The organism is Bythopirellula superficialaquae (genome assembly GCF_059632245.1).
Map to the genome: position 1 here is coordinate 2,642,806 of NZ_CP197426.1, position 19,034 is coordinate 2,661,839.

The 19,034-nt window shown below is 56.1% G+C and carries 13 protein-coding genes; 8 read left to right on the forward strand and 5 right to left on the reverse strand.

From position 1 onward, the window contains the following. Positions 1-30: 30 nt before the first annotated feature. Together SH678x_RS10830 and SH678x_RS10835 are read right to left on the reverse strand one after the other, a co-directional pair. Positions 31-915 (reverse strand): polysaccharide deacetylase family protein, encoded by an 885-nt coding sequence (locus tag SH678x_RS10830; protein WP_496922926.1) that lies wholly within the window; start codon positions 913-915, stop codon positions 31-33. Between the two features lie 12 nt (positions 916-927). Continuing rightward, complete coding sequence (locus tag SH678x_RS10835; RefSeq protein ID WP_496922927.1) at positions 928-2,076, reverse strand: GNAT family N-acetyltransferase; 1,149 nt, start codon at positions 2,074-2,076, stop codon at positions 928-930. Positions 2,077-2,414: 338 nt separating this feature from the next. Between SH678x_RS10835 and SH678x_RS10840 the strand changes: the two genes are divergently transcribed. The 5 genes from SH678x_RS10840 (at position 2,415) to SH678x_RS10860 (ending at position 11,366) form a co-directional block, all read left to right on the forward strand. Continuing rightward, positions 2,415-3,998 carry a GumC family protein gene (locus tag SH678x_RS10840; RefSeq protein WP_496922928.1) on the forward strand — a complete coding sequence of 528 codons (1,584 nt, stop codon included), beginning with the start codon at positions 2,415-2,417 and terminating at the stop codon, positions 3,996-3,998. A 29-nt stretch (positions 3,999-4,027) separates the two neighbouring features. After that, positions 4,028-5,440 carry an O-antigen ligase family protein gene (locus SH678x_RS10845; RefSeq protein WP_496922929.1) on the forward strand — a complete coding sequence of 471 codons (1,413 nt, stop codon included), beginning with the start codon at positions 4,028-4,030 and terminating at the stop codon, positions 5,438-5,440. A gap of 17 nt (positions 5,441-5,457) precedes the next feature. Next, positions 5,458-6,228, forward strand: coding sequence for a WecB/TagA/CpsF family glycosyltransferase (locus tag SH678x_RS10850; protein WP_496922930.1), 771 nt, complete (start codon positions 5,458-5,460; stop codon positions 6,226-6,228). 39 nt (positions 6,229-6,267) lie between these two features. Next, complete coding sequence (locus SH678x_RS10855; RefSeq protein ID WP_496922931.1) at positions 6,268-7,389, forward strand: alkaline phosphatase family protein; 1,122 nt, start codon at positions 6,268-6,270, stop codon at positions 7,387-7,389. A 209-nt stretch (positions 7,390-7,598) separates the two neighbouring features. After that, entirely contained in the window at positions 7,599-11,366 is a 3,768-nt protein-coding gene (locus SH678x_RS10860; RefSeq protein ID WP_496922932.1) for a hypothetical protein, read from the forward strand. Between the two features lie 110 nt (positions 11,367-11,476). On the opposite strand, the gene SH678x_RS10865 is transcribed toward SH678x_RS10860, so the two are convergent. Next, entirely contained in the window at positions 11,477-12,556 is a 1,080-nt protein-coding gene (locus SH678x_RS10865) for a tRNA dihydrouridine synthase (protein WP_496922933.1), read from the reverse strand. Positions 12,557-12,617: 61 nt separating this feature from the next. After that, positions 12,618-13,658, reverse strand: a complete 1,041-nt coding sequence (gene queG / locus SH678x_RS10870) for a tRNA epoxyqueuosine(34) reductase QueG (RefSeq protein WP_496922934.1) — start codon at positions 13,656-13,658, stop codon at positions 12,618-12,620. 119 nt (positions 13,659-13,777) lie between these two features. Between queG and SH678x_RS10875 the strand changes: the two genes are divergently transcribed. Then, on the forward strand, positions 13,778-15,805 hold the full coding sequence (locus tag SH678x_RS10875) for a M13 family metallopeptidase (RefSeq protein ID WP_496922935.1): 2,028 nt from the start codon (positions 13,778-13,780) through the stop codon (positions 15,803-15,805). Positions 15,806-15,935: 130 nt separating this feature from the next. Further along, the gene (locus SH678x_RS10880) at positions 15,936-16,376 is read left to right on the forward strand and encodes a hypothetical protein (protein ID WP_496922936.1); all 441 of its coding nucleotides are present in this window, start codon (positions 15,936-15,938) and stop codon (positions 16,374-16,376) included. Between the two features lie 27 nt (positions 16,377-16,403). Here the strand turns inward: SH678x_RS10880 and SH678x_RS10885 are convergent, their stop codons facing one another. After that, positions 16,404-17,783 carry an APC family permease gene (locus tag SH678x_RS10885; RefSeq protein WP_496922937.1) on the reverse strand — a complete coding sequence of 460 codons (1,380 nt, stop codon included), beginning with the start codon at positions 17,781-17,783 and terminating at the stop codon, positions 16,404-16,406. A gap of 250 nt (positions 17,784-18,033) precedes the next feature. Between SH678x_RS10885 and SH678x_RS10890 the strand changes: the two genes are divergently transcribed. Further along, positions 18,034-18,996 carry a hypothetical protein gene (locus tag SH678x_RS10890; protein ID WP_496922938.1) on the forward strand — a complete coding sequence of 321 codons (963 nt, stop codon included), beginning with the start codon at positions 18,034-18,036 and terminating at the stop codon, positions 18,994-18,996. Positions 18,997-19,034: the final 38 nt, after the last annotated feature.

Here is a 19,034-nt window from a genome sequence, read left to right on the forward strand (position 1 = left end):
TGAGCCGAAGCCAAGTTTTCGTGTGGAGCGCTAATCGCGGGAAACCTCCGTCGAGAGGTTTGCTAGCAAAGCGTGACGGTATGGACCCGTGTCAAACGGAATTTGCTTGTAAATTTTGCGGGGGTCAACCGTCATCCAATTCAAGAAGCGTGACCACTGAGGATCGCCGTGAATGCGTTGAATGTGGAAGCTGTCGTCGCCGGGCATGTTGTACGCACCATAAGCCGAGCAAACCCCGGCGAAACCAGCTTGATAGGCAATCGCAAAACCGGCGGGGGTCATGTTCTCGTGCAAGCCGTAAGGAAACGCAAAATATCGCACGGGCTTTTCCAGCAAGGCCTCGAGATCTTGTTTCGAGCCGACTATTTCGTCGGTGAGTTCTTCGAGCGAAGTGACTCGACCTAAATCGGGATGAGAGCGCGTGTGGGCCCCGATCTCGATGCCTGCTGCGGCCATATCGATAATCTGTGCGGCGGTGTTCGGTGGCAACGGACAATTGGCGGCCAGATCATGAGGAAACGACTGGCCGGTGAGAATATTGTTGCTGGTGACAAAATAAGTGACCGGAATCTTTTGCTCGATCAGCCAGGGAATCGCCTTGTCGCAATTCTCGGCATAGCCGTCATCAAACGTGATGCTCACCGTCGGACGCGAGTTTTTGCCTGCGGCAATGCGGCGCTGCGCTTCTTCGAGCGAGACCAGATCGAAGTGCTGCTGCAGCCATTCCATTTCATAACGGAATTGCTCCCAACTGATCGTCCAGGTGTTGGGATGTGTGTCGGCAACGCGATGATACAAGAGCGACATAATCGGCACCGTGCCGGCTTCGCATCGCTGCTCAGCCGCTTGTCGCCTTTGAGGCAGTGTGGCTAGGTAATACAGTCCCAGAATCTGACTTTTGTAGTTGTCCAGCATTCACGCGCTCCGTTAACTCAGCAAGTTCGTGAATTGGCGGACCAGGCGGCCGGCGCGGCGAAGACCATTCCAAGAATAGTGCCGCAGTTTTGCCAGCGTACGTGGCGCGATTACTTCAATATCGCTTGTGGGTGTAGCCTCGGCGCGCCAATGGGCTTTGTACGGTTCATCACCTCGCAGCAATTCAAAGCGTGTGCAGCCCGCTGCGATGGCGCGTTCGATGCATAGTATCATCGAGAGTTGCCCCGGTTCGTCATCGCGACGTTCGGGATCGATGCCCCCTTGATAGGCATAGATGGCGCCATTTCCAGCAAGGTGATATTCCGCCGCGATCGGTTCGCCATCGAGTTCCACAACCGACAATCGTAAGCAGCCTTGAATCAGGAATTCCAAAGCGACTTCGCGATGGAAGTTGGCCCATTGGGGCGACGCGAAGCAACCCGGTTCTCCCAAGCTAAGGCGACGGCGCTGGTGGAGATCGATGAGAATCTCCCAAGCCACGTCAAACTCACGGAAGTCGCTAACTTCGTAGGCGGTGGCGCGCGGGCTCTCAAGGACTCGGCTTTTGAGTTGTCGGAGCTGCTTGCGGTGCGATTTCGACTGCATCGCAAGAAACTCTTCCCAAGTGGCTGGCAGAGGAATCGACCAGCAATTCACACCGGCCGTGCGATTCAATTCGCAGCTGGCCATTGTCAGGGCCACTAACAAGGAATCGAGATTCCGCGTTCCTTCGGCCAAAGCCGTGAGTTTGAGTGCGTCCCAATCGTCGGCGTGTGCCACGAGGTATTCAGCAAGTGCTTGGCTCGCTTCATCGAGTTCGTTAGGCACGCACAACAGATCGAGATGCTCACTGCAAACTTCGCCATCGCCCAACAGCCGCATGACGCTCCCTTGGGTGTGGCTGTGATCGATGTACAAGGGAAGTATGGCGACGAGCTGTTCGGCAGGTAGTGATTGGTTGCGGCAACTGACGTCAGCACTGCAACTTGAATTGTCGTCGTCAAAGAGCAACAGCACATTCAGTGAGCGGCCTGTGCCATAATGCTTCCACCAAGTGGTGAGCCATGTCCAACAGCGAAACGGACAATCCCCGGCAAGCTCATCCCAACGTGCTTGGAACGGCGCGAGATCGTCGATGTTGTTGATTGGGCGTACGAGCATGATTGGCTTCAAAAGCTAATGAGCGACGTATAACCTGTGCGTTACACAGGATTTCATGTGGTTACGGGTACTTAAACCTAGGACAGAAAACACAGATTTCGCCGCGGATTTGGGAAAAACACCGTGGAGATTTCGCCACATGTGGCGTTTTGGCAACACCGAACCGAGGTCACATGCCTAGCTGGACCCAATCGCTTGCTGCGTAAGCTACGTTCTAGTAGGGAAAACTAGCGGCCCATGCCGCGTGAAATCGTTCTTTTCCTCGCCGGCGGGTGATCACCCCGTGGGGTGGATGAGATATTTGTCCAGCCGTGGCGTGCCTTGGAAGGGAAACACTGATGAACAACGCCGAAACTTTTGACCTGACGCCCCAACGCTGTATCAAGCTGATTATCGAGCGCCGTCGTGATTGGATCATTCCGATGGTGGCTTGTGGCTTGCTTTCGCTAGTGTATGCGGCGTTTATGACTCGCAACTGGGAAGCATTTCAGGGTATGGTTGTGCGCGAGGAGGCTTCGGTCTCGACCGGCGCGAAGCAGCCCGGCAAGTTCGCCGACTTGTACGAAATGCGGACCTTTCAGGAAACGATCCTCGAACTCGCCAAGAGTCATCAAGTCGTCAGCGCCACAATCAAGAACGTCGATCGTGCCGAGGGCCTACCAGCCACGGAGCCTGATGCGGAGCAAATTGAAAAATTTCGCAAACGGCTCAGTATGACGCCACCCAACGGCGCGGAATTTGGCAAAACGGAAATCTTTTACTTCGGCGTGAAGGACCCCAGCCGCGAACGGGCGATTGCTTTGGTGGGTGAACTCTGCAAACAACTTTCATTGCGTTTGAGCCAACTACGGCAGGAACGGTCGCAAGGATTGATTAACGATTTGGAAAAGCAGGTGGAACTCTCCGCCGAAATTCACCGAGCAGAGAATGCCAAACTCAAGGAGTTTGAAGCCCAAGTCGGTAGCGATCTTGGTGAACTACGGATTCTGCATTCCGCCATGGGTGGACAAAGTGACCTTCGCCAGCAACTCGTGGAACTCGAAAAAGAAAGCCGGGCCGTCGAAGCTCGCTTACGCGAGGCGGAAGACCTGCTGATTGTGCTCCAAGGCGCTCAAGACAATCCACAAAAGCTTGTCGCGATGCCGGGGAGCTTGCTGAAAATTCAACCGACCCTGCAGCGACTCAAAGATGGTTTGGTTGACGCCCAACTGCAAGTTTCCAAACTCAGCGGCACACGAACGGCGGATCACCCCCACGTGCGAGCCGCGCAGGAAACCGTGGTTCGGATTCGGACGGAGTTGCATCGCGAACTGGCCGTGGTTGTCGAAGGTTTGCAAGTCGATGTTGGCTTGAGCCACAATCGATTGGAAGTTTTGAATTTGCAAATTGCCGGACTAAAAACGCGACTCAATGGCTTGGCGGAATTGCGGGCCGAATATTCAAGTCGGGTGGCGAGCGTCGACAGCAGCCGCGCCATCTTGAGCGAAGCCCGCAAGCAACTCAGTGAAGTTCGTGCCAAACAAGCCGCTGCCGCGAGTGCTCAACTCGTGACCCCGATCGATTCACCAGAGACGGGCCCCTACCCCGTGGGAATGGGACGCACGACCGTGGTGATGCTCGGTACCTTTGCGGGGATGGTGTTGGGTCTGGGATGGCTGTTCCTCAGTTTGCCAACAGCACAAGACGTAAAACAAACAGAACCCCAAACAGTTCCACTGGCCGAAGTTCCGCAAGTCACTCAGCCGGTTATTCCACGGCCTTCGACCGCGGGCTTTGATTTCAGCAGCTACACGAAAAAACTGCGCGAAGCGAATGCCATCCCCGCCCGCAAAGTGGAAACGACCAAGCCAGCGACTTCTTCCGTTGTGCTGCCACTGGGAAGTGGTTCATCGTTTGGCGTTCCCACGTCCGTTGGTTCGTAATACGTGCCATTTGCTAACGAGATGGAAACATGGAAATTTTGTTGGCAATCCTCGGCGTAGCGGGCTTGGCGTGGGCGTTGGCCTATAGCCGGCACGGCTCGTTGCTCGTGGGATGCACGGTGTTCATCGCTTTTGGGTATATTCTCACCCGAGATTTTTGGGAAATCCGGCTGGGACCGTTGCCGTTGACCGTGGATCGCGTGCTGATCGCAGGTCTTGTTTCGCTATTTGCTTGGCGGTGGTGGCGTAAGGAGTTTTCAATCGCGCCGCTTACAGGGGCCGATTGGCTGGGGCTGTTGCTCGTGGGCTATCTGACGGTGCGTTGCGTGCTGACGGAACCACCGGGCAGCGTGGCTTCAAGTGTGCCACCATTCTGGCGGTTGATCGCGACGTTCTGGATGTCGGCGGCGTTGTATTGGGTGGCACGGAATTCGGAGCTCGATCCCAAGCATTGGAAGTGGTTACTCGCGGGGCTGTCGTTGCTCGGATTGTACTTGGCCCTGACCGGCATCGCCGAAGTCAAAGAGCAGTGGTGGGCCGTGTTTCCCCGCTTCATTGCCGATCCGAAACTTGGCACGCATTTTGGTCGTGCGCGTGGGCCTGCGTTGATGTCGGCTAGCTTGGGCGTTTATCTAACGGTTTGTTTTTGGGCGGCGTGGTTTTTGTGGCAGCAAGTCGGACGCTGGGGCAAGTTAGCATTGATGGCTGCGATGCTGCTGATGTGTGCCGCGCTTTATTATACCTACACTCGATCATGTTGGTTGGGACTTGCGGGGGGATTGGCCATCATTCCGTTCTTGCACTTTCCCAAAACTTGGCGACCGGCGGTGATCGCTGGCTTGGTGTTGGGAACCGGAATAGGCGGCCTATTCGTCGGTGGCAAAGTCATCAACATGGGCCGCGACGATTCCGACGGCGATGCAGGGCATTCGGTCTATCAACGGGCCTCGTTTGTATATGTGTCGATGCGCATGTTCCGTGATGATCCGTTATTTGGGTGCGGCTTTGGCCGGTTTTACGACAAGAAGATGCCGTATTTGTCGGATCGCAGCCAAAAAATCGAACTCGAATCGATCCGTCCGCTCGATCATCACAACACTTTTTTAAGCATTCTTACTGAGACCGGCATCGTCGGTTTGACTCTATTTGTCGGCTTGCTGGTGGCGTGGGGACGTGCGGCCTGGCAACTGATGGCGAACACGAGCGCAGCTGCTTGGATGCGTAATCAAGGTTTATTTTCGCTCGCTGTGCTAATCGCTTATGTCACGAATGCACTGTTCCACGATCTGACACTTTCGCCCAGCGAGCAATGGGTCCTGAGTTTGACCTGTGGCGTGACCGTGGGGCTACAGGCTCTGTTGCGAGCACAAACCGTAAGGCAATCGAAGCCAGCGAACTCTGCATCCGTGCAAGACTTGAACGGCATGCGTTTGGCAACTTGAAGAGGAACCGGTCATCAATGCTCAACACGATTTCACTTTTCGGGATGAGAATTCACACGATCGACATGCCCACGGCCGTTGACACGGTGTTGGGGTGGTGTCGCACGACGGACAAAGTGCCTTGCCGTTATGTGGTAACGCCGAATGTCGATCACGCGGTGATGTTCCAAACTCGCAGCGACTTGCGGCAAGCATATGCCAACGCCGCACTTGTGCTGGCCGACGGCGCGCCCGTGGTGTGGGCATCGCGGTTATTGCAGCGTGCACTTCCCGAACGCGTGGCCGGCAGCGATTTGGTGCCAGCGTTATTCGAGGGATGCATGAATAAAAATGAGCCACTCCGAGTGTTTTTGCTTGGTGCCGCTTCCGGCGTGGGGCAACGGGCCGCGGCGAACATTCATGAGCGTTGGCCAAACGTCGACGTGGTGGGCATATATTCGCCACCAATTGGTTTTGAAAATGATCCGGCTGAGAACACACGTATTTTGAGAATGATCGCCGATGCCGATCCGCAACTTCTGTTAATTGGTTTGGGTGCTCCCAAGCAGGAATTGTGGGTCGAACGTCACGCCGACCAAATGCAGGCCCGCGTGGCCTTGTGCGTGGGAGCGACGATCGATTTCCTCGCCGGTGAAAAATCGCGGTCACCACTCTGGATGCGGCGGATGGGGCTCGAGTGGTTCCATCGCTTAGCGACCGAGCCATCGCGGCTGGCGATACGCTATTTGCGCGATGCCTGGATTTTCCCGCAACTTGTGTGGCGAGAATGGCGCGGCGCAAGGGCGTAGGCACTGCGCTAAATCGCTTCTATCCGCTATAGTAGTGCGATGGAAAATCGCTTGGCTTTGGTAATTGCGGTGGATGGTTTGCGTGCGTCGGCGTTGGGCGCTTATGGGAATACGGCGTTTCCCACACCGCTTTTCGATGAGCTCGCGAGCCGTGCACTTGTGGTCGAATGGCTGCTTGCCAAGTCCCCTGCCCTGGCTGATTTTTATCGTGAAGCATGCCCGCAGTTGAAATCGCCCACGCGGCGTTGGTTGATCACCGATAATCCCACGATTGCTGAGCAAGCCGATAGTTTTGATGAAGTGATGCACGTCGAACTCTCGACTGATCAGTCGGTCGACCAAAGTGAAGAGACTCATGGCGCGCGATTCTTTGCGCGAGTTGTCGAGCAGTTTGCCGCGTGGCAAAAAGATGCGGCGGAACATCAGGCCGATAGCTTGCTCTGGGTCCACTTCAGCGGATTGTGCGGGCCCTGGGACGCGCCGTTGGAATTGCGTGCAAACATGATGGATGAGGAAGACCCGCTGCCCCCGGAGTTTGTTGATCCACCTGCGAACTTGCAAGGCATTGACGATCCCGACGAGTTGCTGCAGTATCGTGTGGCTTACGCGGCACAAGTGAGTGTGTTGGAATTGTGCGTGGCAGGGACGATTGAAGCTTTTGAGGGTCTCGCTGGAAGTGAAAAGCTGGCGATGATCCTTGGTTCGCGGGGATTTTCTCTGGGAGAACATGGTTGCGTCGGCAGCGATTGTGCCACCCTCTACAGCGAGCAATTGCATTTGCCGTGTTTGATACTGACGCAAGAAAGTCTGGCCCCGCTGCCCCGAGTGATCGGATTTACTCAACCCGAGGACGTTGCGGCCACGCTGCGCGATTGGTTCCGCACCAGCAGTTCAGACGGAAAGTCACTACTGCCGGCATTGGGGGGCATGCCACTTACGCTCCGCGGCCTTGTCACAGCTAGCAATAAAGACCAGCAAATGGTGCGGTCGCCGGCATGGATGCTCGTTCGAGGTGAACATAGCGAGCTCTATGCCAAGCCCGACGACCGTTGGGAAGCGAACGACATTGCCAGCCGTTGTTCGGAAATTGTTACCCTACTGAGTGATAGCGCGACGGCCGAGCAAGCACTGCCCGACGAACTTGTTTCTCCTTGGCGATGAACTGCTAGCAACCGCGAGGCGCCTTCCAGAAATTCTCTTGGCTAGCACTCAACTGGTCTGGCTACCCATGATCGTGCTATCTACAATCCGCCACCCAATTTAGGCGATTTGCCAGCACGCGCAAGTTCAGGATGAATCTCGCGCGACGAAGCTGTTTCGCTCTTACTCTGACAATTTGGTGAGCCATGATCGGACAAGGACGTCCGAAAATGCGGAAGCTCTACGGCGGCGTGTGTCTCGCGATGCGCAGACAACGCTGGCTCACCCGTGCGATGCTCACGTTGCTCGCCACGCTCTTAGTGTTTTCTCAGTGCTTTGCCGAGGACATCACTCTGCGGTTGCGCGTTGCTTGGAGTAACGGCGATCGTGCTAAACATCGCTGGACGGGGCAGATCAGTTGCGCAGGTGCCAAGCTCACCGAACTTCAGCCGCTGGGCATGGAAGCCGATGCCCCCATCGCGATTCAATTGCGCGACAATCAGATCAAAATCGCTCCCTGGGAAAAGCGTGGCTTTGACGGCTGTGACATCACCATCGCGGGCGAGAGCGAATCGCTATTGCGATTTGAAATGCAATCGGAACAGGCGAGCGAACCGACAATTGTGGAAGTTCCGCTGAGCAAGTTGGCCAAGGAGCAGCTTCGCGAGCCGATCGATTCGTTGGGGAGCTATCTGTTGGCATACCGTTGTCCGGGAGATCGTTTCCGAGTCCTTCCATCACGCGAAAACTTGATTTTTGCCCCCAAGGAAAATTGGCCGTTGCGATTGCAAACTGATTTCACTGAAGAACTGGCCGTGGGACCGGTGATCTTCGATGCCGTCGTGCGAGCGATCGGTTCCGAGGCCATCGTTTGGCAATCGTCACAAACCCTTATGACAGGTTCACCCGCGAATGGGCAATTGGCACTCGACGTTGTGAGCCCCGGCGCGGAAGGAGCTTATCGTCTTTCGTTGAGCGCTAGACACGAAGATGGTTTCGCCACGCGGTTTGTTCCGGGCCAAGGGAGTAAGCCGTTCGCCACGCGCGAGATCGATTTCGTGGTGATCGACCCCAATCAAAAAGTCCCGACGCTCGGCGATCACTGGCTCACTGTGTTGTCGATTGATCCGGCCAATCCGAGTTGGTGGCAACGCTTTCCCACATGGGCTCAAGTTTCCAGGCTCACCGGCAAGCCCCCAGGAGCGATCGGCAATGTGCGTTTACTAGCACGCGAGGGCGACACTCATGGGCTCGTGGAACTCCCGCCGTCAACTAATCCGCAGGATCCTTCGTGGCAGGCATTTACACTGCCCGTGCTCGAAGTGGGTGTGCCCCATTTGGTCGAGATCACCTATCCGATCAATGAGAAACAACATTTGGGCGTAAGTTTGATCGAACCCGATGCCGCGGGGCGTGTGACCGCTCCGGTGCTTGATTCGGGACTGCATGTCGATGACGTGATTACCACGGATCCCTCACAGACGGCCACTCACCGCGTCGTCTTTTGGCCACGGACGGGCAGTCCCCAACTCTTGATTGTGAATCGGCACGCGACGCAGCGGGGCGTGTTTGGAAAGATTACCTTATCGCGGCACGATGATGCGGCTAGTGCCTCGGTTACTGAAACGCCTTCAACCTCCGATGGCCGCATAGTGGCGGGGTATATCGCCAAACCGCTATTTGCACAAAACATGGGTGCAGCGGAAGTTATCGATCCGGCAAGCGGCATTAGCGTGCAAAGTTGGTCGACATTTCTTGACGGTGCCCGGCGTCTCACACAGCATTTGAAATTATCGGGCTACAACAGCCTGATGCTCTCGGTGGCTGCCGACGGCAGCGCGATCTACCCTAGTAGCATGTTGCAGCCCTCTCCGCGTTACGATACGGGCTTGTTGGCGGCGTGTGGGCAAGACCCCGTACGCAAAGACGTATTGGAAATGCTGCTGCGGGTCTGCGATCGCGAAGAAGTACGAGTGCTCCCCACGATTCAGTTGACCGCCCCCTTACCGCGATTGACTACCTCGAACGATGCTGGCGGCAAAGCCAGTTACAATCTGCTCGATGTGCGCGTGCAGCACGAATTGGAAGCCGTGGTGATGGAAGTCACCCGCCGCTACAGCCGGCACGCATCCTTCACAGGAATTGCGTTGCAGCTTGATAGCCGAGGTTACGGCATGCTTGGCCCGCTGGATGTGGCGATGAACGACAAAGTCTTAGCTGCGTTCAGTGCCGACACCGGCATTGAGCTTCCGCAGGAAACGGTTGCTGCCGCACTTGCAGGAGGACACCGACAAGCGTGGATTGAATGGAGAGTTGAGCAAGTCACGCAGTTTTATGCTAAGCTCGTGAAGCAACTCCGTGCTCAACGGCCTGATATGAAACTCGTGCTGACAACCGAGAATCTGTTTGCAGATCAGGCGCTTGCCCAAGTGGCGCGGCGGTATGTGACGAATCCTAGCCGCAACTCAGAAGCCCTTGCCGAACGGGGCATCGATCTGGCCAAACTGGCAGGGATTGAAGGGCTCGAGATTACCAATACAAGCCGCCTCAGCTCGCGAAATCACGTTCAGGAGCAAGTCGCCGACCTCGTGTTGCACGATGTGACTGCCGGCGGAAACTCTTTATCGCATGAGATGGTGTTTCATCCGTCGCGGCAGACTCGACTGGCATCGTTTGACGAGCGGAGTCCTTATACCAAGGATCGCACGTTTTTGATCCTGGCTGAACAATCCATGCCGACAAGCTCGCTGAATCAAAAGCCGATCCTGCGTTCGCTGGTCAACGGCGAGCTAGGTACGGTTGTCGAAGGGGGCGAATACTTGCCGATGGTGATCGATTCCGAGCACCGCGACTATTTGCAGTCGCTCGCTGAACTTCCGTCTCAAGGAACGGAGTCGCGCACTTTGCGCAAGCAGCCGCTTGTGATGCAGCTTCGTCGTACGGAGAACGAAACATTCTTGTTGTGTATGAATGAATCCCCCTGGCCCGTGTCGGGGACGCTCGAATTGGATGCTCCTGCGGAAACGACTTGGCAAGAACTAGGCCGCCGCGATGAAGCAACGACGGAGTTTGCTAAGTTCTCAGGTAAACTGACGACCGGTCGATCAAACTGGCCCTTGGCGTTGGCGCCTTACGGCTTGCACGTGTGGCGGTTTGATAACGCCAGTGTTCGTTCCGGTGAAGCCAAAGTTAGCTCAGATGCCCTGGCACGAGCCTATTTGCAGCGTCGGATTCAAGATATCGAAAACCGCACGGGCAATCTCAACATCGCTCGCGATTATCCGCAGCTGCAGAATCCTGGTTTTGAATTGGACGACACGGCGAGCCGCATTTTCGGCTGGCAACCGCGCAAGGGTGAAAAAGGTTCCGTCGAATTGGAAACAACCGCGATGCGGAGTGGTGCTCGTTCCGTACGACTCAAGAGCGAGGACTCCGTGGGCGTGGCGGTGCAAAGTCATTTATTCCCGCTGCCCGAAACCGGCATGATAGTCGTAAACGCTCAAGTGCGTGCCGAGGAAATTTCCGGAGATGCTCGGCTGGCTATTGCCATCGAGACGGAAGACAACGGCCAAACCTATCGCCGCGTGCAGACCTTTGATGCCCCCGCGCTGGAGAACCAATGGAAACCGCTGGAAATGCTGGTAAGCGATCTACCGGTGGGGGATGCGAATCAAATCCGGGTCCAGTTCCACATCGTGGGACAGGCGAACGTACTGATCGATGACGTAGCATTGTGCGATTTGCGTTTTGACGATTCCCGTCGCAGCGAGCTCGTCAAACGGGTGTTCGCGGCAAAGACGGCTCTCGAAGACGATCAGGTGGTCGATTGCCTGAGGCTGCTGAACGAGTATTGGTCGCGCTATCTTGTCGAATATGTGCCACCCCTGGAACGCGTGCCGTCGGCAATTGCCAAACAGCCGGAAGCACAGGAAACCGACGAATCAAAGACAAAGCCCGGTGGCCGGTTGCGTGGCTGGGTGCCAAAGATTTGGCGGTAAACTTAAACGCAGAGTTCGCCAAGACGCTAAGGTTCGCAAAGATATTTTACTTTGTGGTCCTCTGCCACTCAGCGATCTTTGCGTTTCAACCTCTTTATCTAGCGAGTGATTCAACTTGGTACTGTAGCGCAACTAATCGAGCGCGGATTCGGTTCTTCCACCACAGGATGCAGGCCTGGGCCATCGGTGCTATACCATTTTTCTAATACCGACCGCCAACTTCCTGGTTGTTTCACCTTGCAGAAATCGGCGCGGACGAGCTCGCCCTGCGGATGCAGCCGCGAATACTTGATGCCGAACTTTCGCATGTTTGGCAGACAACGCTCAGGGCCATATAGTTCTTCGGCCAGCCGGTAATGCTCGGCAATCACGTCGCGTTGCTCGAACAGCGTCGGCGGAGCGGGAAGTGGCAAACCCGCCGCAAGAGCCCGAGTTTGTTGAAAGACCCACGGATTGCCAATCGCGCCACGGGCCACGGTCACGCCGTCGACTCCCGTGTAGCGGAGCATATCGATGCAGGCCTGAGCATCAAAGAGATCGCCGCTTCCCAGGATGACGCGGTTGCCGGCGTACTCTTTCAACTCGCGCAAGAATTCCCACCGCGAAGGACCCTCGTACCGCTGCTGGACCGTCCGGCCATGCACTGTTATCGCGGCCACGCCGAGTTCGTAAGCCTTATCGAAGATCGTGTAAAAGTCATCGCGGCTTTCGGCGGTGTCGTCGATGCCGCGACGCATTTTCAGAGTCACGGGAACGTGGGCAGGAACGGCCGCACGAACACGCTCGATGATTTCGATGGCCACAGCGGGTTGGCTCAAATGAAAACCACCTCGGCAACGTCCCAGGACTTTTTTCACCGGACAACCGAAGTTAATGTCGATCACGTCGAAGCCCTGCTCGACGAGACGCTGAGCCGCAGGTCCGAACTGGCTGGGATCAGCCCCCATGAGTTGCCCGGCGACGGGATGCTCTTCGTCGTCGACGTGCATGATGTGGTGGGTCCGTGAGCGCTTGCGAACTTGCAAGATGAATTGATCGAGCAGCACCTCGCACAGCGTGTAAGGCGCGCCCAAACGGCGAGCGATCAACCGCATCGCCGTGTCGCTGTAACCACTGAGCGCCGCTTGCACGACGGGGAAGTCGAGCGTGATCGGGCCAATTGGCAGCGTTTGGGGGATGGGGTGGAGCATGTTGTTTATTGTCGATGAGGAGTAGGAATCGTCAACAGCCCCGGGCCGCATGGCGGTCCGGCTAGCAACAAGCATTAATTCGCGCAATCGCCCACGCAGCAGCTTCGCGAACCACAGGCTCGCGATCATTCATAGCCTTTTCAAGTGCGGGCAGCGCTTGCGGATCGCCGTGATTGCCAATCGCGATGGCGGCGCTGCGCAACAATCCTCGCCGATGGGCACGCCATAGCGGCGTATGACGAAAGCGTGCGCGAAAGCCGGCTTCATCCAGATCGAATAGTTCCACAAGATTGACTGGATTGAGATCAGCTTGCGGCTGGAACGATGGTTCCGTCGATTTCGGCGCGCCGCGATTCCAAGGGCATACTTCCTGACATACATCACATCCGAAAACCCAATCTTGCATGCCTTCGCGAAGTTCTAGTGGCACTGCATCATGCATTTCAATCGTGAGATAACTGATGCACCGCGAAGCATCGAGCACGTACGGTTGCGGAAACGCTTGCGTGGGGCAGGCATCGAGACAAGCCGTGCACGTGCCGCAATGATCGGCAACGAACGGGGTGTCGTACTCCAGTTCCACGTCGGTGAGCAAAGCGGCGAGAAAAAAATAACTGCCGGCATGTTTGGAAAGGAGCAAAGTGTTCTTGCCGACCCAACCGAGACCGGCCAGCTGAGCGAATTCGCGTTCCAAGAAAGGAGCCGTATCCACCACGCCGCGCGTGTTGGCAGCGGGCACGAGCTCGCGTAAAAAATCGGCCAGAGTGTGTAATCGATCACGAATGAGATCGTGATAGTCAGCATTCCCCCAGGCGTAGCGGGCAACACGACCCGAGGTCGAATCCGTGGGTGTGGGGTCACTCGTGGCGTACAGCATTCCCAACATGACAATGCTCCGTACGCCCGGCAAAACGTGCTGCGGATCGTTGTAAGCCTCGCGGCGGTCGGCGATGTACTGCATCTGTCCCGCGTATCCGGCGGCGAGCCATTCATCGAGCCGCGCTGCACCCACGGGCGAGCGGCTCGGGCAAATGCCGCAGAGCGCGAATCCCAAATCCTGGGCCCGTTGTCTCAATAAGGTGGTCACGTCGAGTTGCGGCATGGCACAATTCTAGCAGCCTCCGCCGCCACTCACGAGCCGACCGGTCTCGCCCGTCTGGGTTCAATTGTCTAGACTTACTCATTCCCTTAATTCGCTTGCTGTCCCGGAGAAATTGACCGATGCGGTTTGTTCTGCTTTTGATGTGCGTCCTGCTGTTCCCCTGCCAATTGCTTGCCGCGGAATTACGTTCCGGCATTGATAAGAAATACGTCGATCCGAGCATCCGGGTGCAGGACAATTTGTTTTTGCACGTGAACGGCAATTGGCTCAAGCACACTCCGATTCCTGCGGATAAATCGAATTTCGGCTCGTTTAGCGTTTTGGAGGACGAGGCACAAATCGCGATTCGCGAAATTTGCGACCGCCTGACCGAGGGCGATTATCCCGAGGGGAGCATCGAGCAGCAGATCGGCGATTTCTATTTGAGCTATATGGACGAAGAAGAAATCGAGAATCAGGGAATCTCAGCCCTCAAGGTGCAACTCGATGCGATCGATCAGCTCAAGAGCCACGACGATCTGATCAAGCACTTTGGCTATTTGGCAACAATTGGCGTTGATTCGCCAATTGGGATTTATGTCGATCAGGACGACAAAGATTCGTCGCAATATCTGCTGGCAATCATTCAATCGGGGACCTCGCTTCCCGACCGCGATTACTATCTGGAAGACACAGAAGACTACAAGGCCGCTCGGGAGGCACTCGTCAAATATGTCAACAAAGTCTTCGAGCTGAGCGAACTTCCTCACGACGACAAAATCGGCCAAACGATTTTGGATTTGGAATCGAAGTTGGCCAAGTTGCAATGGACGCGGACCGAGCTTCGCGATGCGCACAAGCGTTACAACAAGCAGTCGATGGAAGACCTGAAGAAACTCTCGCCGAGCATCCCCTGGGATAAATATTTCGATGGGGCCGAGGTCGTTGATCTCGAAGAGTTGAACGTGGTGACCCCCAGTTTCTTTGAAGAACTTGATGGGCTCGTGACGGACACGCCGCTGGAGACTTGGAAGCAATATTTGCGCTATCAATTGATCGACAGTTTCGCCAGCGGCATGCCGGCTGAGTACGTCGATGCCCAATTTGACCTGTATGGCAAGCAGCTCGCGGGCGTGCCCGAACTCCAACCCCGTTGGAAGCGGGCCGTCGAAGCACTGGCCGGTAAGCGGGGCTTTGGTGCGCTGGGTGATGCCGTGGGTCAAATTTATGTCAAAGAACACTTTCCGCACGAAGCCAAGGCGCGGATGGACGAGCTCGTCGGCAATTTAATGCAAGCCTACAAAGAAAGCATCATGGGGCTTGAGTGGATGACCGATGCCACCAAACAGCGGGCCGAGGAAAAGCTTTCGAAGATCACAACCAAGATTGGCTACACCGACAAGTGGCGCGATTATTCGACTTTGGTGGTTGATCCCAATGATCTATTGGGCAATCTGATGCGCTCCGCGCAGGTCGAGTACAAGCGGATGGTCGATAAACTTGGTAAGCCCGTGGATCGTTCTGAGTGGTACATGACGCCACACACGGTGAATGCTTACTACAACCCAGGGCAGAACGAGATCGTCTTTCCCGCGGGGATTTTGCAGCCGCCGTTTTTCGACGTCACTGCGGATGATGCCGTCAACTACGGCAGCATCGGGGCGATCATCGGCCACGAAATCAGCCATGCTTTCGACGATCAGGGAAGCAAGTACGATGGCGATGGGAATCTCAACGATTGGTGGACCGACGAAGACCGTGCGGCGTTTCACAAGCAGACAGCCAAGCTGGTGGATCAATTCAGCAAGTATTCACCGCTGCCTGATAAGACAGTAAACGGCGAGCTCACCCTGGGCGAGAACATCGCGGACTTGTCGGGGATGTCGATTGCCCATAAGGCTTACAACATCGCGCTCGACGGCAAAGAAGCGCCCGTGATCGATGGCTGGACCGGCGATCAGCGATTCTTTCTGGGATGGGGTCAGAGTTGGCAGCGCAAATATCGCGATGCCGAGATGGTCAATCGCTTGCTGACCGATCCCCATTCGCCGTCCATGTATCGTTCGAATGGTCCCGTCTCGAACTTCGACGCGTTCTACGATGCGTTTGACGTGAAGCCTGGGGACGAGCTCTACCGGGCCCCTGCCGAGCGGATCAAGATTTGGTAATTCGCTTGCGGACCTGTTTTGTGCTGAAAATGGCCTGAATTTGCAATACTTTGGCGAGCAATTATTCTGGAGATAGCGGTTGTGATGGCTATTTTCTAGCGTGATTGATTCACCTCTGAGGTTTGCGGCGATGATCAAGAGAAGCGGTTTGTTGACGATGGCCCTGTTGTGCGGCTTGGTGGCCGGTGAAGCAAATGCCCAATGTGGCGGTGCCTGTGGCGGCATGGGTGGTTTTGGTATGGGTGGTTACTGGGACATCGGTCGGTTGTATTCCGTGCTGGCTCAGAAGGTGCCCTATTACGCAGCCTTCCCGCCGGTGTATTACAGTGCTCCGGTTCCACGTAGTTACGGTTACAGCCCGTTTGCTTATCCGCCCGGTACGATGACTCCCGAAGTCGTGGAAACAGTTTCGGCTCAGGAAATCGTGAATCCCTACGTCGAGCAAACGTCCGTCGAAATGCCGGCGGCTGAAGAAGACAAAGTCACGAAGGCCTCAAACGCCCCGGCACCGTTGGTGGTGATGAATCCGTTCGTGGATACGGATGTGATGCACACGGCGTCGTCGAAATAACATGTGCATAAAACGAGAAGCTCGCTCTTATTGTTGGGGGCGAGCTTTTTTTATGCGCCTGGCAAATGCAACACCGAGGGCCATTGTGGCCAAACTTAAGAGCGCGGGCACGCGACGGTCGGGCTGCATCAGAGTGTTGGCGATGGTCCAAGTGACGAGAACTAAATAGAGGATAGGCGGCAGCGGGTAAAGCGGCATCCGGTAAGGTCGATCCAATTCACGGCGCCGAATGGGAAAGATGCTGGCGATCATCAACCCCGACACGGCCGAGAGCCCCACGGCGACATAATCCAAAAGTTGCAAAAAGCTGCCCGACCACACGAGCACGCAGGCCAGCACGCCTTGCAGGAAGATCGCTGCAATGGGCGTTTGCCGCGTCGGGTGCAAATAGCCAGCGAACGGAAGGAAGGCACCGTCATTCGCCATGGCTAGTGCAACACGTGGCCCGATCATCATGTAAGCACTGACCGAAGCGATCAGTCCCAATCCCAACAGCATGGCCCCGACAGTCGCGGCGGTCGTTCCATACAGCTGCTGCATCGCCATTTCGGCAACATTCTCGACCTTATCCACGGGCAACTGCTGCATAGCATGTGGGTCTAAGGCGATGACGTACGTCAGATTCAATGCCAGATAGATGACGATCACCGTCACCGTGCCGCCGATTAAAGAGCGTGGCAACAACTTGGTGGGATTCTTGATTTCACCCGCCAGATAGCCGGCCCCGTTCCAGCCGGAATAGGCATAACAGACGTAGATCAAATCGGTGGCGAGCAGTGACCATTGATCGCTCGGTGGCCAACTACTTTGCTGCAAGTATTCCCATTGAGCGTGGCTGGAAAACAAGCCGGCGAGACACAAAAGTGCGAGTACCAGCAGTTTGCTGATGGTTGATACTGTTTGAAATGTTGCGCTTTGGCGATGACCCAACACGTGGGCGATCGAGCTACTGAGGATGATCAATGCAGCAACGGATTGCGGGCCGTAACCTGCAATGAAGTCGAGCCCCTGCTCTCTGAGGAACGTTTCATACGGGTCAATAAGATACGAGCCAGCTAACCGGGCGATGACTGCCGTGGGCGCGACGAATCCCAAAAAGAAAGTGGCCCAACCGGCGACGAAGCCTGTTGCGGGACCAAAACCTTCGCGGACGAACACATAGTCGCCACCCACGCGCGGAAAAGTTGTGGCCAATTCGGCGACCGTCACAGCGCCGGCCAAGGCCATTGCGCCGCCGACAATCCAAAGTGCCAGAAGGGCCGCGGGATTGCCCGTATCGCGCAAAATATATCCCGACGCGGAGAGAATCCCCGCGCCGATCATGCTGGCCACGACGACAAAATGGGCCGTCCAATAGCCGTAGAGCCGAGGACTTTCAGTTGGTGTGTTACTTTCGCTAACTGCCACACACTCTCCAGTGATGCATCGTAGAGCGGGTTCGTACTCTGCCTATTCTACTTATTTGCCTCAAGGCCTGCGTAGCCCGCAGGTTTCTCGAGGCTCGCGCTGATGATCGTAACAAATTGGGCAAGTTCTTAGCAGGTGCCTCGCGTAGCTGGCAAATCTGTCTGGACACAATCGGCAAGTTGGTTAACATTCGCACTGTAGCCAGACGTGGCTTTGTTTTTCGCTCCAGGCGGTGGAAAGGAATCTACCGATGCGGTGGGTCATCGCAATCATAATGCTTTGCGTGATAGGCGGATGTCGCTCTCAGTCGACGCCGCTCACGAACCCTTTCGCGTCTGCTGATCGCGTTCCACCACCGGCCACGCGCACTCTCGCGCCGGGGACGGCTCAACCTTATTATCCTGGTGATCCCGGTATGGCAACCGCGCCGGCCGCAGTTCCTGGTGCCGCACCAGCGACAACGTTTGCTCCGGCCAGCACCGCGATTCCTTCGGTGACCGCTCCGCCACAAACACAGCCTTTGCAAAGCGCGCCTGTCACGCCGCCCGGCGGTTGGAATCAACCCGCTGCCAATCCGTATGGCGCACCGCCAGCCACGAGTTACACCCCTGCCCCCACGGGTACGGAAAACTCCGTCGTGCGAATCAATCCTGACGATCAGAGCACGCGATTCGCATCAGTGCCCAACAGCAATCCGAATGACATTCTGCAGGTCGCGGCGAATCAGCAGATGGGCACGAGTACGCCGTTTGTTTACTCGCCCCCTGCGATTGAAACTCAAGGCTTCCCAAACTCGGTTCAACCGGCACAATACACGGCTACGCCAACCCCAGCGGCGGCGAGTGATGGTTTCCGTCCGCAAGGGAGTTCTCAACAAGCAGCCGCAACAAGCACGGTCGAACCAATCCCCGCGCAAGCTCCTGGCACACCTCAGGAAGATCCGGCCCGTTTTGGCTTTGACGGTTCCTACGCCACGCTCCGCGGGCAATTGCAATACTATCCACAAACCGGCTACTGGGGCGTCCGCTATATTCCACTGCAAGGGGCACCCGATCACTACGGCGGCGTCGCGGTGATTAGCAATCCGGAAATTCTCGGCGGATTGCAGCCCGGTGAGTTCTTGCTGATCCAAGGATTCATGGAACCTCACGACAACGGCGACGGCACGTTCGTGCCCTCCTACACCGTGCAAGGGATTCAACGTCAACGGTAAGTCATTCTCCAACCGCGCGTGTCCCGGTATGATTGAAT